Annotated in this window: 16 protein-coding genes; 14 read left to right on the forward strand and 2 right to left on the reverse strand. The window is 42.1% G+C overall.

All coding sequences use genetic code 11. From position 1 onward, the window contains the following. Positions 1-332: 332 nt before the first annotated feature. Positions 333-2039 carry a choline/carnitine O-acyltransferase gene (locus G561_RS0112230; protein ID WP_028859814.1) on the reverse strand — a complete coding sequence of 569 codons (1707 nt, stop codon included), beginning with the start codon at positions 2037-2039 and terminating at the stop codon, positions 333-335. A gap of 355 nt (positions 2040-2394) precedes the next feature. Here G561_RS0112230 and cobT point away from each other — a divergent pair, with 355 nt between their 5' ends. The 14 genes from cobT to G561_RS14625 all read left to right on the forward strand — a co-directional run bounded on the left by cobT (position 2395) and on the right by G561_RS14625 (position 15421). Beyond that, entirely contained in the window at positions 2395-3504 is a 1110-nt protein-coding gene (gene cobT / locus G561_RS14620) for a nicotinate-nucleotide--dimethylbenzimidazole phosphoribosyltransferase (RefSeq protein WP_037032433.1), read from the forward strand. A gap of 5 nt (positions 3505-3509) precedes the next feature. Next, positions 3510-4304, forward strand: a complete 795-nt coding sequence (gene cobS / locus G561_RS0112240) for an adenosylcobinamide-GDP ribazoletransferase (protein ID WP_028859815.1) — start codon at positions 3510-3512, stop codon at positions 4302-4304. Between the two features lie 10 nt (positions 4305-4314). Beyond that, positions 4315-4971: a histidine phosphatase family protein gene (locus G561_RS0112245; protein ID WP_028859816.1), complete on the forward strand. Its 657-nt coding sequence runs from the start codon at positions 4315-4317 to the stop codon at positions 4969-4971. Between the two features lie 143 nt (positions 4972-5114). Next, positions 5115-5705 (forward strand): YhgN family NAAT transporter, encoded by a 591-nt coding sequence (locus tag G561_RS0112250; protein ID WP_028859817.1) that lies wholly within the window; start codon positions 5115-5117, stop codon positions 5703-5705. Positions 5706-5982: 277 nt separating this feature from the next. Continuing rightward, positions 5983-6318 carry an ArsR/SmtB family transcription factor gene (locus G561_RS0112255; RefSeq protein WP_028859818.1) on the forward strand — a complete coding sequence of 112 codons (336 nt, stop codon included), beginning with the start codon at positions 5983-5985 and terminating at the stop codon, positions 6316-6318. 95 nt (positions 6319-6413) lie between these two features. Beyond that, complete coding sequence (locus tag G561_RS0112260) at positions 6414-6848, forward strand: YeeE/YedE family protein (RefSeq protein ID WP_037032437.1); 435 nt, start codon at positions 6414-6416, stop codon at positions 6846-6848. 54 nt (positions 6849-6902) lie between these two features. After that, on the forward strand, positions 6903-7343 hold the full coding sequence (locus tag G561_RS0112265) for a DUF6691 family protein (protein WP_028859820.1): 441 nt from the start codon (positions 6903-6905) through the stop codon (positions 7341-7343). 631 nt (positions 7344-7974) lie between these two features. Beyond that, entirely contained in the window at positions 7975-9189 is a 1215-nt protein-coding gene (locus tag G561_RS0112270) for an RtcB family protein (protein ID WP_028859821.1), read from the forward strand. Positions 9190-9360: 171 nt separating this feature from the next. Continuing rightward, on the forward strand, positions 9361-9615 hold the full coding sequence (locus tag G561_RS0112275; protein WP_037032438.1) for a hypothetical protein: 255 nt from the start codon (positions 9361-9363) through the stop codon (positions 9613-9615). Between the two features lie 179 nt (positions 9616-9794). Then, complete coding sequence (ppnP, locus tag G561_RS0112280) at positions 9795-10079, forward strand: pyrimidine/purine nucleoside phosphorylase (protein ID WP_028859823.1); 285 nt, start codon at positions 9795-9797, stop codon at positions 10077-10079. A gap of 369 nt (positions 10080-10448) precedes the next feature. Continuing rightward, positions 10449-12116: an AMP-binding protein gene (locus tag G561_RS0112285; protein ID WP_037032439.1), complete on the forward strand. Its 1668-nt coding sequence runs from the start codon at positions 10449-10451 to the stop codon at positions 12114-12116. An 84-nt stretch (positions 12117-12200) separates the two neighbouring features. Then, positions 12201-12977, forward strand: a complete 777-nt coding sequence (locus tag G561_RS0112290; protein WP_028859825.1) for an SDR family NAD(P)-dependent oxidoreductase — start codon at positions 12201-12203, stop codon at positions 12975-12977. 226 nt (positions 12978-13203) lie between these two features. Further along, positions 13204-14331: a DNA topoisomerase IB gene (locus tag G561_RS0112295; protein ID WP_081794478.1), complete on the forward strand. Its 1128-nt coding sequence runs from the start codon at positions 13204-13206 to the stop codon at positions 14329-14331. Between the two features lie 55 nt (positions 14332-14386). Beyond that, complete coding sequence (locus tag G561_RS14625) at positions 14387-15421, forward strand: phospholipase D-like domain-containing protein (protein ID WP_227674025.1); 1035 nt, start codon at positions 14387-14389, stop codon at positions 15419-15421. On the opposite strand, the gene G561_RS15250 is transcribed toward G561_RS14625, so the two are convergent. Continuing rightward, the coding region (locus G561_RS15250) for a transposase (protein ID WP_028859827.1) at positions 15394-15707 on the reverse strand (314 nt) is incomplete at its 5' end. The genes G561_RS14625 and G561_RS15250 overlap by 28 nt on opposite strands.

Below are 15707 nucleotides of genomic sequence, written 5' to 3' on the forward strand. Positions count from 1 at the left end.
TCTCATTGTCCTTGGTCTTCTTGGTCGAAAACTTTAAGGATAGTGAGGTGTCATTTTTTTTCAACCCCTAAAAGTGTTGAGAGTGGGGTATAAGTTGTATTAAAGTGAATACAGTTGCCAAAATAGGTGTATCAAAAATTAAGGGAGCTTGCGATCAGAGCCAGAAAAAAAGCCTCTTTAGTTTGCTGAACTAAAAGAGGCTTTATGGGCTAATTTAGACAATAACTGATTCTGATAAGGTTACTCAATTTAGCTAAAAACTTATTCAAACAAGTTTAATTTGGACAAGAAGTTTAGCTACATAGCTATTGTCAACAGAGAGTGTAAATCAATTATTGAGTGAGCTTAACCAGCTTGTTAATGGCTTCCACACAAGCTTGGCACATATCGTCAAGATAAGGACTGCTGATAGCATCTGCAAATAAGACAAACTCATACTCATGCTCATTAAAGCTATAGTTGACACCAAAACCACCTTGGATAACTGGGGCAAATAAAATACGCTTTACAGGGGATTGAACGCCCATAGATGAGGTGGATAAAAAGTCGCCGGCTGTTAACACTTTATAGCCGGGGCTATTAAAGAAAGAAGAGACACTTGGGTCGTTATCTTCCTCTTTTATCATAAACTTTAGTCCTGATAAATGGCGGTCAAAGGCTTGTCCTGTCTTACAGGCAATAACTCGCTGCTTATGAGCGTTTAGTGCAGATTGTAGCTGCTCTAAGCTAGCATCGTTGTTTAATAAAGATTGTGCCAGTTCAATGGCTTCGGCACTATTAGGGCGTAAACCCTCTGTACGACCTGCCATAAAGTGACTGGTATCTACCGCCTCATAAGTATTACGCACTTTACCAAATACCTTTAGCTGCGCATAAAGTAGAGCGAACTGCATCAACGCATCGTGGCTGGCTTTGATGGCAATGTCTGTATAGTCTACACAGCATTGTTTGACATTAAGCTTGTCAGCTTCAGTGGTAACTTGCTGAATATCTTGTTGAATGCGGCTAGCAATATCTGAATCGTATTCCCAGTCCATTGGGGTCAGTGTTGGACTGCCTGTTGCAAGCTGTGTAGAGTCAAGCTCTATTGCAAATGCATAACTAAACATGTGCATCAGTGCAGCGCCGTCAATTTCACTATGCTCAAAGTGAATGGCTACGTAGTCTGAATCTAAGTCCATTTGGTAAGTATTGGGTTTATATTGCCAAGCATTACCTGGCATGAAGGTCTGCTCTTTAATTTGAGTGACGTCATCAGCTCCTGAGTGGTAGGGTGCAAAGCAAAATAAGCTGTCTTTTAGCACCTCATAGACGTGCTGGTTATGTGGGCGCTTGCACAGCTCAGATAGATAGTTGGCTGTGTTGATACTATCTAGTGCACTAAGCGCACTAAAGTTAAAGCTTGGGGCTGGGTAGTTACCCCTCATTAGATCTTGTAGAGCCTCTGCTAAACTGGCCGTGGAGAATACGTTACCCTCTACATCTGTAACTTGTAGTTGAAAGTGATGACCTTGCCAAAACACACTGATATGACGATTGGCGGCTTGTTTGGGAGCGTAATAATAGTAGTCGCCTTCAGTGTTTGCAATGCGCATGGCACCAGTCAGCAAGCGCCAGTTATACATGGAAATGGGTTGGTTGCGGCCATCAACAGGCTGTGTAATATCATCATTGATATAGTCGACATGTAATCGTACCAAGCGATGAATAAAAGAAGCAGCACGTGACAGGCTGTCATTAGAATTTGAATTATCTAAGGGATAATCAAGCTGTAGGCTGGCATTGTTGGTAATAGATTTGGGACGGGTATCACTTAAATATTCCTCTAGTTTAAGTTCGGTTAGCCAGCTAAGCCCTTTTGTTGCTTGGGTAGCGGCGTACTCTGATAACCGCTGTTGTAGCTTTGGACCACCTTGCTGTTCAAAGCAGAGGGCGGCCGCTTGTGTTTCTTGATACTGCTGTTGATTTAGTAGGGGCGAAATACCTGCAACAAAACGCTCTAACGTCTGCTTTAGTGGGGGGATGGGCAAGGTTTGCATGGTTGCTCCTTATTTTGGGAGAATGGTCTGCTAAATATTAACTTTAAATATGGACTTAATAATAAGCTGTGTCTAGGGTGCAGAACTGGGTAGGCAGATTATTTTTGGTAAAAATTTTTTGATATGAGTTTTGATGTCAGTTTTTTGGGAATTTGTTTTTGATAATTTGTTAAGCACTCAAGTTATACAATACAAACTAAAATAGTAACGTTAAAAAACAGCCTATGCCACAGTTAGAGTGCGATACAATAAGCCAAGACAATTAAGCTATACAAACTATACAAGATTTATAGACGACTAGGGTGTGTCCCTACTTATGAACCCTATAAGAATACTTTGATAAAGGACATTTGTTTTGAAAACTTTACAGCTACCTGCTATTGAAAATATTGATAATCCGCAGCTTCGTCAGGAGCTGCAACAGATAATGGATCACAAAACTAAGCCTCTAGGGGCTTTAGGTCGGCTAGAGTCTTTGGCAATAAAAATTGGTCTGATCCAAGGCACCACCACGCCCAAAGTAGAGAATCCTCAAATTAGAGTATTTGCAGCAGATCATGGCTTAGCTATGCATGGGACTTCGGCATTTCCTAGTGAAGTGACTGCCCAAATGGTGCTGAATTTCTTAAACGGCGGTGCGGCTATTAATGTCATAGCACGCCAGCATGATATTGAGCTTAAAGTGGTCGATGCTGGAGTGGCTACTGACTTTGCGCAGTTTGGGGTAGCCAATCATCCGCAGTTGCTAGATTACAAGGTGCGTATGGGTAGCCGCGATGCACTTACTGAAGCGGCCATGAGTAGTGAGGAGTGTGTGCAGGCACTACAGTCGGGTATGACTATTGCTAAGCAGCTTGAAGGAAACCTGTTTATTGCAGGCGAGATGGGCATAGGCAATACCTCAGCGGCCAGCTTATTGCTTGCTAAGCTTGAAGATGTCCCAATTGCTGACTGTATTGGACGCGGAACTGGGTTAGATGATGCTGGATTGCAGCGCAAAATTAAAGTGCTCACCAAAGTGCTACAACGCCATGAGCAGGTGACCACACCGCTGGAAGTGTTGGCTGCAGTAGGCGGGCTTGAAATTGCTATGATGGCTGGCGCCTTTATTCAAGCGGCCAGTGATAGACGTATCTTATTGATTGATGGGTTTATTGCCAGCAGTGCATTATTGGCGGCAGAGCATTTAGTACCTGGCGTGGCACCATACGCCATCTTTGCTCATCATTCGGTAGAGCCTGGTCATGCGAAGCTGTTGAGTGCTTTGGATGCCGAGCCACTACTAGACTTTGATATGCGTTTAGGAGAGGGCAGTGGGGCGGCATTGGCTTATCCTTTATTGCAGTCTGCTTGTGCCATTATCAATGAGATGGCAAGCTTTGCAGATGCCGGCATTAGCGAAAAAAGTGAGTCAGATTCACAAGGAGATATAGCCCCAGTTACCGCCACTACTGATGGACAATAAAGCAGATGTCTCTTAAGCAAGAATGGCGTTTGCTACTGGTCGCCACTCAGTTTCTTACCCGTATTCCGGTCAAGCTTGATGGTTATCAGCCGCAGTGGTTACACCAAAGCAGTCGTCATTTTCCGGGTGTAGGGCTGCTGGTAGGGGTGCTTTGTGCTGTTGTTTTTTGGGTAATAAGTTTCGGCTTTTCGCCTATGGTTGCCGCAGTCGCTAGCACCGCTTTTGGGATTAAGCTGACGGGTGCCTTTCATGAAGATGGACTGGCTGATACTTGTGATGGGCTTGGTGGCGGACTTACCCGTGAGCGCACGCTAACCATTATGAAAGACTCTCGGATAGGCACTTACGGCACATTAGGTTTGGCCTGTGCCCTGCTACTAAAGGTGAGTCTTTTGACCACAATGCCGGTAATAACAGCGGTAGTCGCTTTGATCATTGCGCACAGTGCCTCACGCTTGCTGTGCACCTCGCTTATTGTACTATTGCCTTATGGCGGCGAAGTAGAGCATGCGAAGGCCAAGCCAATGGCGCAGCAAATGACTTTCAAACAGTGGCTAGCAAGTAGTCTGTGGCTGTTGTTTATCGCGGCTATTTTATTTTTATTATTGCCACAAGCCGTGCAACAAATCACCGCTCAGCAGTGGATACTGGCTTTAATCTTTGCTTTATTGGGGGTAATCCATATGTATCGACTACTCAAAAGACGCTTGCAAGGGTATACCGGTGATGGTTTAGGGGCAACGCAGCAAATCACTGAAATAGCTATTTATGCAGGCTTAGCAGCCAATTTCACTGGATAGACTTCTTCTTATGCAATTATATATTTGGCGTCATCCCAAACCCAAGCAGGTGCAAGGGCTATGTTTCGGTCAAAGTGAAGTAGCTGTTGATAGACGTAAATTAAAGCGGCTGGCACACCAAATACAGCGTTTTGTTCGACTAAATCAGCTGCCTAAGCAGATATGGGTCAGCCCGTTACAGCGCTCCAAGCAAGTGGGAGAGTATTTGGCCGCTCAAGGCTTTGAGTGTTATGTCGATGACCAACTGCTCGAAACCCACTTTGGTGTTTGGGAAGGCAAACCTTGGTCACAGATTAGCAAAGAGGATATTGATAACTGGTGCGATAACTTCGCAGACTTTGCTCCGACTGGTGGCGAGAGTTTGAGGCAATTATTTCAGCGGGTTGCTGCTTGGATTGAGCAACAAAAGCAGTTACAAGCTGAGCTTAATAACCATAAATTCGGAAATAACGATAATTCTAAAAGCAACAATAATTCTAAAAGCAACAATAATTCTGAAAATAACGATAAAGCTGAAAACAGTAATAATAAAACAGTGTTGGTAGTGGGGCATGCTGGTTGGATTAATACGGCTAAGTTAATTCATCAAGGTCAATCAGTACCCGCCAAGGCAATACATTGGCCTGCTGCTTTGCGGCACGGCGAGCTAACCCAACTACAGTTTTAGTTTTAGCAGCTCTAAATTACAATATTTGATTCAGGCGGCCAATAAATGAAGCTATAAGTAGCGGCGTCTTTTTTGGTATCATCACCACCTTCACCCACAAGCGTTAAAATAATAATAAACTAAGGTATTTGTTAAGGAGTTTTATGGAAATCTATGCAACAGCACTCACTCTATTTTTAATTATGGATCCTTTGGGCAATATTCCTATTTTTTTATCCGTGTTGAATAAAGTGCCTGAAGAGAGACGTAAATTTATTATCATCAGGGAGTTGCTGATTGCGTTGTTGTTAATGGTGCTGTTCTTATTCGCTGGTGGCAGTATTTTGCATACCTTAGGGCTAAGCACTGAAGCGGTGGCTATTGGCGGTGGTTTGGTGATGATGATTATCGCTATCCGTATGATCTTTCCGACTCGAGGCGGGGTGATGAGCGATGACGATGATGAGGATGGCGAGCCTTTTATTGTTCCCTTGGCAGTCCCCTTAATTGCTGGCCCTTCAATTTTAGCCACATTAATACTATTAACTGAAAAGAATCCTGAAAGTCTCTCGAAGGCTTTGATGGCCTTGCTTTTAGCCTGGCTTATTTCAGCAATTATCCTATTTTTCTCGACCAAATTGTATAAACTGTTAGGGCACCGGGGCCTAAAAGCTATTGAGCGCCTGATGGGGATGATTCTTATCTCAATTTCCGTGCAAATGCTACTGAATGGCTTTTCTTCTTTTATGGGGTAGCAAAATTAGTAATAGAAATTAAAAATATGAGCACACTGTTAGTTATAAGTGCTCATATATTGTGATGATTGCTTTTATTTTCCTAAATAAATCTCTTTAATAAACAAATATTTATCGCCATAAAGTAGCAGCTTAGCAGATAAGTTTTATTACGTTATAGCCAACTGGCATATACATATGCAATAATAGTATACAAAATTATATAATATGTTTATGTGTAGGCTAGGTTTGTTGTATATAATGAGTATCCATAATATAAATCTAGGATGTTGTAATAATGTCAACCGATACCTTAAATGTAGAAAGTATTGATATAGAAGCACTAAAAGCTTCTGCATCTAAAGCCTCAGCTTTACTTAAGTCACTTTCCCATTCCGATCGCCTACTACTGCTGTGCCAACTTGTTGCATCTGGTGAGGCATGTGTCCGTGATCTGGAAAAATCAACAGGTATAAAACAGCCAAGCTTGTCTCAGCAACTTGGTGTGCTTCGCGAAAATGGTTTAGTGAGTACAAGACGAGACGGCAGACAAATTTTTTATAGTATAGCCAGTGAAGATGCGCTGGCCGTTATGCAAGTCTTGTATCAGCGTTTTTGTGCTACCGACCAATAGAGGTCTTGGATTGCCGTTATATATCAATCCATTATATGTATGCCCATGACTGATACTTAAAGAATATATATCTAAATATTATATTAGGAGTGTGTATGTACGCTTGGATTGATATGGCAAGCTTTACCCCTTGGAGTGCTTTAATTGGAGGGCTTATCATTGGGCTAGCTGCGTCAGTTTTGATAGTGGGCAGTGGTCATATAATGGGCATGAGTGGCATATTAAAAAGCTCTCTTTCTCAATTACCCACACTTAGCTGGCAGTTGGTATTTGTGATAGGTATGGCGGTAGCGACTTGGGGCTATGGGCTTATTTTTGGCTTTCCACAGCTTGAGATGGGGCAACCTATCTGGAAAATTATTTTGGCAGGATTATTAGTAGGGTTTGGCACTCGGCTAGGGTCTGGCTGTACCAGTGGGCATGGGATTTGTGGTATATCGCGACTCTCTCCACGTTCAATTACTGCAACGATTTTGTTTTTGTCGAGCGGTATCGTTACAGCGACTCTATTTGCCATGATTCAGGGTTGACCCTAAGCGGTGCTATGCCATCATTCGTATCCAACTTTATATAATGAGCCACTTATGACTACTAATAATCGATTAACACTAATTTTTAGCTTCTTATCCGGCATTATCTTTGCTATCGGGTTGATTGTTTCTCAAATGGTCAATCCAGAAAAAGTGCTGGGCTTCTTACGTTTATTCCACGGCTGGGATCCGTCATTGGGTCTAGTTATGGGAGGCGGTATTGCTGTCGCCATGCCAACATTTTTTTATGTTAAGTCGCGCATCAGTAAAGGCGAGAGGGCATTAAATAACGGTAACTTTGAATTACCGACCGCTACCAAAATCACGCCACAACTGGCCATTGGTAGCTTAATATTTGGGATAGGTTGGGGGATGTTAGGATTTTGTCCAGCTCCTGCACTGGTAACCGCTTTAGCGGGCTATACCGAGTCAATGTTGTTTGTGGTGGCGATGTTAGCAGGATTCTGGCTACACGCTAAGCTAATTAAAAACTAATTAACCCTCTTAACCCTCTTAACTATCAATTAACCACCAATGAACCATCAATTAACTACTAATTAACCACCAACTAATAGTTAAAAATCAACCAGCCTGAGTCAATAATAATTGGGGCTAATAGTGAAAAATTTGATGTTTGACTATTAGCCCCGTATAATCTGTCTACTTTGACCCAAAGCACCAGAGGTTATAAATGGTAGTTATAAGTGGTCAAAACATTCATTATTATCCAATCACTCGCTTTGTTGCAGTTCACTCTGCATATGAGCCACAACCTACGGAGGATTCAGCATGTCATTGTATAAAAAAGACTGTGTTCAAGATAATGCAAAACAATGCGATGTTTGTGATGACTTCGCTCAGGTTAGACTAAGCTTGATTTAAGTCAGCTTTAAAAGTCATCTCTAACATTCCCCGTTTTTGTATCTTTGACACTCATTGACCTTAGGTTAATGGGCTTTTATGCGTCTGTTATTTGACACAGTCTTCACTCTCATTTCCTTCTTTTGTAATAAGCAAACCAATATAAATAAGTTTCTGCTTTCGCCTTTTATTTTAGCTGAATAAATACAGCACTCAAAGGCGGGCATAAGCTCTGTAAAATGAATAAAATTTAAGGTAAAACAAAATGGGCATACAGCTAATTTTGAATGAAAATAGTAAAAAAGGGGTACCGGTTAAGGTATATACCAAAGACATCGCCCAAGATGCGATCAAGCAATTACGCAATATGGCACAGCTTGAATTTGTCCACTCACACATTGCGGTGATGCCAGATGTGCATGTGGGTAAGGGGGCGACAGTAGGCAGCGTCATTCCTACCAAAGCCGCGATTATCCCCGCGGCAGTTGGGGTAGATATTGGCTGTGGTATGAATGCGGTGCGTACCTCGCTAACCGCCAGTGATTTGCCAGACAGTCTAAGAGCAGTGCGCTCGGCGATAGAAAAGCAAGTGCCGGTTGGTTTTAATATGCACAATAAAATCACTGCCAAAGCCTCAACCCTTGATCCACTTGGCAAGCGCTTAAAGCCAATTACTGATAAGCATCCAGGGCTGTTAAAGATGTTAAAAGGCTTTGAGCGTACTTGGGCGAAGCAGCTGGGCACATTAGGCGGTGGTAACCACTTTATCGAAATTTGTCTTGATGAAAATAACGATGTGTGGGTGATGCTACACTCAGGAAGCCGTGGTATTGGCAACTGTATTGGCCGCTACTTTATTAATCTTGCCAAAAAAGAACACCAGTCTCGCTTTGGTCATGTACCTGATAAAGATCTGTCCTACTTTGCCGAGGGCTCAAGCAGCTTTGATGACTATGTGGAAGCGGTGCAATGGGCGCAAGATTATGCGGTGCAAAACCGTAAAGAGATGATGCGCTTGGTATTGGAGGCGATGCAATCGAGGCAGGCAGGCTTACCGCCCTTTACACTGACTAAAGAAGCCATTAACTGCCATCACAACTATGTCGAAGAAGAGACACACTTTGGCGAGAGCGTCTATGTCACCCGCAAAGGCGCAATCAGTGCTTATGAGGGCGAGCTAGGTATTATTCCGGGCTCAATGGGCGCTAAGTCCTTTATTGTACGTGGGCTTGGTAATGAAGAATCGTTTTGCTCGTGTTCGCATGGAGCAGGACGCAAAATGAGCCGAACCAAAGCAGCCAAGACCTTTACAGTTGATGAGCTAAAAGCACAAACTGCAGGTGTGGAGTGCAAAAAAGACAAAAGCGTCCTTGATGAAATCCCAGGGGCTTACAAAGACATTGATGAAGTCATGGACAACCAAAAAAGCTTGGTAGAAGTGGTTCATACGTTGAAGCAGGTGCTGTGCGTTAAGGGTTAGGTATTAATAAGAGATAAGCGTGAAAGATTAAGCGTCACAGTTTAACCATCAACAGCTAGCCAGATAATAAACTTTTAAATTAAGGAGAATAAAAAATGTTAGCAAACAATAAACAGCCACTAGTGGCAAATAATAAATTATATAAGTTAACACTATATTTAGGACAAAATTATGAGCTTAAAACAAACTCTGAAACTGGCGAAACAGCTAGAAAATCAGAGCAAAAAAGACGCGAATCACGACAATGATACTGTCAATCTAAGCGCTCTAAAAAATGCAGCCAAACCCCGTAATCACTTGGCTTTTAATCCACTGCTCAAAAAAGGCGGCGTGCATCAAAAAGATGATGTCGAAGCGGTACATAAGAAAAAGCGGCGTGAGACTAAGCAAAGTCTGCGTCAGAAGGACTGGTTGTCAGAGCTATAGAGGGCTTGATTTATCGCTTAGTGAATAAGTCTTTAACAAAAAATATTTTAGATATTAGTTTAATGATAAACTTAGTAGAATAAGTGAGCGTTTAAGAGTTGTATGCTTCTATTTTAAATCAAGGCTATTTTAAGTCTAGGTTATTTTAAGTTAAGATTTATCCACTTTAAGGAAAGTTTATGCCAAGCGTTAATCAGTATTTTGATAATAAAGTGACTTCAATTGCTTTTCAAACCGCTACCAAACCAGCCACAGTTGGCGTAATGGAAATTGGTGAGTATGAATTTGGCACCGGTGAGTTTGAAACCATGACTGTGGTTAGCGGTGCCTTAACTGTCAAACTTCCAGGCTCTGATGAGTTTGTCACTTATGAGGCTGGTCAAAGCTTTACCATTGAAGCCAATCAAAAGTTCCAAGTGAAAGTAGCGGTCGAGACGGCTTATCTTTGCACTTACGGTAAATAGTATTTCTGTTAAATAGTACTCCTGTTAAATAGTACTCCTGTTAAATAGCGTCTCTGGCAAATGCTATTTCTAACAAATAGTTAACTAATTAGTTAATGCCAATTATTGATAGCTTCTAAAAAAGCAGCAAATTTTGGTTTGCTGCTTTTTTTATTCTCATCATTAATGATACATTTTGTATTGAAATAAATTATAAAATCGGTTATTAATAGAACAGTTAAAAGGAAATTAACGGCTCACAGCTCTAATAAAGTAAGCCCTCCAATAACATACGGAGGCAAAGAGTAGGGCTTTGAGCGGGCTATATATTTGCCGCTCATCGGTAATTATTAGCTTATCATCAGTAACTTAGCTAAAGGAATAGCGATCATGTTAGTGACTACAGTAAAATCTAGTGCTCCGCAGAATTATGCTGATTTCTATCAAGCATTCACTCCCCACACCCTTATTAAAGAAATCTTTAATGACCATCCGCAAGATCAGTTCAATGCCTACCTAGCTTGTTGTGGCAGACATGTCCGTAATGGCTTAGGAGATAAGGTGGCTTTGGTTCATGAGGATACCGAACAAAAAATTACTCAGCTTACCTTCGATGAGCTAGATAAGAAGAGCGCCCAAGTAGCCCACTTGTTACAAAGCTATGGGGTAAAAAAAGGCGATAGAGTGGCTACTATGCTGCCACGCACGCCAGAGCTGCTTATTATTGTGTTAGCAACTTGGCGTATTGGTGCGATTTACCAGCCGCTATTCACCGCCTTTGGTGTAGAGTCTATCGAATACAGGCTAGACAAAGCAGATACCAAAGTGGTGTTTACCAATCTTGATAACCGAGCGAAGTTTGAAGCTATAGCTAACTTACCGCAAATGGTGTTGGTTACTAAAGAAGGCGAGGCGACTGATGCCTACACAGATGCTAATTTTAACGATATTAAGGCTTTCAGCACTGAATTTGAAGCGGTTATATTAGATGCCGACGCGCCATTTTTGCAGATGTTTACCTCAGGGACTGTGGGTAAATCCAAAGGGGTGAGTGTGCCTCTTGCCGCCTTATCGACTTTCTATTTATATATGCGTTATGCCATTGACTTAAAGGATACGGACAATTACTGGAATATGGCAGATCCGGGCTGGGCCTACGGTTTATATTATGCCATTACCGGTCCTTTATTAATGGGAATTACCACCCACTTTAATGAAATGGGCTTTGATGCCCAAAATACCTATGATTTTTTGATACGTCATAAAATTACCAATATTGCCTCATCGCCAACTGCTTTTAGGATGATGAAGTCTAGTGGTGTGTTTGAAAATGTCGCTGATAAGTTATCGCTGCGTGTCGCCAACTCAGCTGGCGAGACCTTAAATACTGAAGTAGTTAGCTGGGTAGAGGAGAATTTGGGCTGCACTGTATTTGATCAATATGGGCAGACGGAGACGGGTATGACTTGCTGTATGCACCATGCATTGGCTCATGAAGCTCCCACAGGAAGTATGGGTGTGCCTATGCCAGGACATAAGTTGGTAGTGCTTGATGATAACTTACAACCCGTTGCTGACGGCACTCAGGGCCAATTGGCAGTAGTGGTCAGCGAATCGCCAGCCTTTTATTTTAAAGGCTATAGCTGGGATGAAAAACAAGCCTTCTCAGGCGATTACTATTTGACTGGTGATGTGGTTGAGCGTCATGAAGATGGCACTTTCTGGTTTGCTGGACGTGACGACGACATTATCATTACTGCAGGCTATCGCATTGGGCCTACCGATGTTGAGAACTGTGTGATGGAACATGAGGCAGTTGCTGAGTCGGCAGCGGTAGGCGTGCCAGATGAGGTGCGAGGTCATGTAATCAAGTCGTTTGTGGTATTAAAGCAAGGTCTGGTTGGTACTGAGGAGCTGGTCAGCGAAATCAAAGCTTTGGTACAAAAGCGGCTTTCAGCTCACGCCTATCCACGTTTTGTGGAATTTGTCGAGTCGTTACCAAAGACACCCAGTGGTAAAATTCAACGTTTTTTATTGCGTCAAAAAGAGATAGTATAGGAAGACTTGACCGAAGAAGTATCTCTATATTGCTTTTTTGATAGGTCGCTTTTTTGTGAAATAACAATATTATAAGGATTGTATATGAAAACTGAATCACAAACTTTTATCGTAACTGGAGGCGCTTCTGGTCTGGGCGAAGCCACCACTAGAGAGTTGGTATCACGTGGTGCTAATGTGGTTGTCGCTGATCTAAATGAAGAAGCGGGTCAGGCACTGGCCAAGGAATTAGGCGAGGCAGTGCGTTTTGTCCGCTGTGATGTTACTAGCGGGGAACAGGTTCAAGCTGCGGTGGAAACTGCGGAAAAAGAATTTGGTGGTTTGGCCGGTAGTGTCAACTGTGCAGGTATTGCTATTGTACAAAAGCTATTGGATAGAGATAATAATCCAGCAGACCTAGACCAATTTAATAAAGGGGTCCAAGTTAACCTAACAGGCAGCTTTAATGTGGCACGCTTAGTGGCTTCAAGTATTGCTAAGCGAGTGGCAGCTGAAGGCGGGCCTAATAATGAAGATCAAGGTATTATTATTAATACTGCTTCTATCGCAGCCTTTGATGGTCAAGTGGGGCAAGCCAGCTACTCTTCGTCTAAGTCAGGCGTAGTAGGGATGATGCTACCTTTAGCGCGTGAATTGACTCGTCATGGTATTCGTGTGATGACCATTGCTCCAGGTATTTTTGCCACGCCTATGATGGCAGGCTTACCCGAAAAAGCTCAAGAGCAGTTGAAAGCCAGTGTGCCTTATCCTAAGCGTTTAGGTGATCCGGCGGAGTTTGCAAAGTTAGTAGCACACATCATTGAAAACGCTTATCTAAATGCGGATGTGATTCGTTTGGATGGTGCAATTAGAATGACCTAGTTTGACAGCTATTCAAATTTGATAACCGTTATGATAAGAAGGCTGTGCCTAAAAATGGGGTGCAGCTTTTTTATTGTGGGCTAAGGTATATGAGGCGCCTAGTTACAGGCAGTAACTATTTTGCTAAAACGAGGCACTGTGTTAATCCTCGATGTCTCTTTAAAATAAAACACACCTATTTATCTATTTATTATAATTCCCCCTTTGATTTTATTTAGAGGCTTTCATGAGTGCGTCCAAATCTACCCCCAAGTCTGTAGCTTCAAAAAATACGGCCTTGGTTTCACAAGCTGAACACGATATTCGTCATGACTATGAAGCTTTAGCAAAAAAAGCTAAATTACGCTATGTTAGTGATGAAGAGCCAGGATATACCCGAGTACGTTGGGGGAGAGGCTTTAGTTACCGAGATGGAGAGGGAAATACAGTTAAAAATAGAAAGCTGCGCGAGCGTTTTGATTCATTAGCAATTCCCCCTATATGGTCTGAGGTGTGGATTTGTCATTATGATAATGGGCATTTGCAATGCACCGGCAGGGATGAAAAAGGACGTAAGCAATACTTGTATCATGAGCTGTGGAATAAGGTTCGTGATGAAGCTAAATTTGAGGCAATGATTGGCTTCGGAGATAAGTTGCCAGCATTACGTGCGCAAGTGGAGCAAGATTTACAATCAACAAAGCTCAGTCGAAAAAACGTATTAGCAGCAGTGATAAAGCTGTTAGAAACCACGCTAATTCGGATTGGCAATGACCGCTATGCTAAACAGAATAAAAGCTACGGTTTAAGCACCTTAAGAAGTAAGCATGTGACAGAAACTGAGGAAGGCTTAGCCTTTGATTTTGTGGGCAAAAGTGCTAAAGAACATCATATTGAGTTACAAGATGAGCGTTTGATACAGATAGTAACCGCCTGCTCTGACTTACCCGGCTATCGTATTTTCAAGTATTTAGATGAGCAGGGTAACAAACAGGTGGTAGAAAGCGACGATATCAATGAGTATCTACGTGAATATACTGGGGAGGAGTATAGTGCCAAAGACTTTCGAACTTGGATGGCTTCGGTATTAGCAGCTGAGTATTTGTATCAATATGCGGACACAGAGGTTTTGGATAGTGAGCCAGATAGCAAAGAGCGTCAGCAATTGGTGACAGACATGGTAAAACATGTGGCGGCTACTCTAGGCAATACACCTAGTGTTTGCCGAGCCTCATATATCCATCCTAAAGTTATTAACCACTTCTTAAAAAACACCTTTATTGAGAACTATAAAAAGGGCTATCGGGGACGCACTCGGCAGTTTCAACAACCTAATGAAAAAGCATTGTTGGCATTTTTAACCTCAAGCGAGTAATCTATCGCTAAGTCTTTTATCCTTAATAATAAATATCCAACCAGTCGTATAACTTATGGCTTCATTTGCACTATCGTCTTTCGTCCTGACTGCTCAAGTGGATTTAGTTCAGCAACTAAATCGGTTTATGGCGTCGCTAGAATCCTTATCGGCAGAAAGCTGGGCTTGGTTGGGGGTGTCAATTCACTTAGTATTAACTGTGTTTATGGTGGTGCGCATTTTGTCAACGCAGCGCAACACAGGTATTGCTATTGCTTGGTTGGTTCTATTATTTGCCATTCCTTTTTTTAGTATTATTGCTTATATGTTGGTCGGTGAACCTTATCTGGGTAAGAGCTATAAGCTGCGAAACTTGCAGGCGCAAAACTTGCTAAATAAAGTAGCCAAGCGTCAAGATATTCAGCTAGCCAAAGTAGATGATACACTCTCTGAGCGCTATCAAGGTGTGAGTCGTATCGGCACCTATGATACTGGTTTTGGGGTTTATGATAACCACAGTATGCAGCTATTAACTTCTGCAGACAGCACTTTTGATACCTTAATAGAGGATATAAATAATGCCTCCACTTTAATCTTAATGGAGTTTTATATTATTTACCCCAAAGGCCGAGTGCAAGAGGTGTTTCAGGCTTTAATTGAAGCCGTTGAAAGAGGGGTAGAGTGTCAAGTTTTGGCTGATAGTGTCGGAAGCTTTAGCTTTTTTACCGACGATTGGTATCAAAAACTAATCGAAGCTGGGGTTATTATTCATCAGTCATTGCCTGTTGGTCTGTTTAAAACTTTATTAAAACGTAGTGACCTGCGAAATCACCGAAAAATTGTGGTGATTGATGATGATATTGGTTATACCGGTAGTTTTAACTTAGTTGATCCTGAGTTCTTTAAACAAGACAAAGCTGTGGGGCAATGGATTGATCTTATCATGCGTATTCAAAGTGATAATGCGGTGAGTGTGGTCACAGCGTTGGCTGCGGTCAGCGTCACCGATATTGGGGCAGAAAGCACGCGTAATTTACAACAGCTTGGCTATCGTATTGAAAATAATATCAATATACCCCACTCTCAACACTTTATTAGCAATTCAAACTGAAGAGGCGGGTTACCAAGTTTTTTATTTAAAAGAAAACAGAAATTATGCGCCAGAATCTTACGCGTTAAACGATGAGACAAATGCCATAAATCTCTAGCACGTACTTTCTGTATATTAAAGCAGTCAGACAATTGACCAATAACAGTCTCAATATTACGTCGATAACGCATCAATCGATTAACATCAGACTTAGGTCTATTATCTGTCATATTGCGTCTTAGCGGTGTTTGCAAATCAATACCCTTTGATGCAAAGTGCTGTGTTAACTCAGGGCGGATATACCCTT

Origin of the sequence: Psychrobacter phenylpyruvicus DSM 7000 = NBRC 102152 (assembly GCF_000685805.1) — a bacterium.
GTDB lineage: Bacteria > Pseudomonadota > Gammaproteobacteria > Pseudomonadales > Moraxellaceae > Psychrobacter > Psychrobacter phenylpyruvicus.

Bases quoted from the DNA above. Each gene is read 5' to 3' on its own strand.
- G561_RS0112250 (WP_028859817.1), top strand. From the start codon at position 5,115: ATGGAAATCTATGCAACAGCACTCACTCTATTTTTAATTATGGATCCT.
- G561_RS0112255 (WP_028859818.1), top strand. From the start codon at position 5,983: ATGTCAACCGATACCTTAAATGTAGAAAGTATTGATATAGAAGCACTA.
- G561_RS0112245 (WP_028859816.1), top strand. From the start codon at position 4,315: ATGCAATTATATATTTGGCGTCATCCCAAACCCAAGCAGGTGCAAGGG.
- G561_RS0112230 (WP_028859814.1), bottom strand. From the start codon at position 2,039: ATGCAAACCTTGCCCATCCCCCCACTAAAGCAGACGTTAGAGCGTTTT.
- G561_RS0112290 (WP_028859825.1), top strand. From the start codon at position 12,201: ATGAAAACTGAATCACAAACTTTTATCGTAACTGGAGGCGCTTCTGGT.
- G561_RS0112260 (WP_037032437.1), top strand. From the start codon at position 6,414: ATGTACGCTTGGATTGATATGGCAAGCTTTACCCCTTGGAGTGCTTTA.
- G561_RS14625 (WP_227674025.1), top strand. From the start codon at position 14,387: ATGGCTTCATTTGCACTATCGTCTTTCGTCCTGACTGCTCAAGTGGAT.
- G561_RS0112275 (WP_037032438.1), top strand. From the start codon at position 9,361: ATGAGCTTAAAACAAACTCTGAAACTGGCGAAACAGCTAGAAAATCAG.
- G561_RS0112270 (WP_028859821.1), top strand. From the start codon at position 7,975: ATGGGCATACAGCTAATTTTGAATGAAAATAGTAAAAAAGGGGTACCG.
- G561_RS0112295 (WP_081794478.1), top strand. From the start codon at position 13,204: ATGAGTGCGTCCAAATCTACCCCCAAGTCTGTAGCTTCAAAAAATACG.
- G561_RS0112265 (WP_028859820.1), top strand. From the start codon at position 6,903: ATGACTACTAATAATCGATTAACACTAATTTTTAGCTTCTTATCCGGC.
- ppnP (WP_028859823.1), top strand. From the start codon at position 9,795: ATGCCAAGCGTTAATCAGTATTTTGATAATAAAGTGACTTCAATTGCT.
- G561_RS0112285 (WP_037032439.1), top strand. From the start codon at position 10,449: ATGTTAGTGACTACAGTAAAATCTAGTGCTCCGCAGAATTATGCTGAT.
- cobS (WP_028859815.1), top strand. From the start codon at position 3,510: ATGTCTCTTAAGCAAGAATGGCGTTTGCTACTGGTCGCCACTCAGTTT.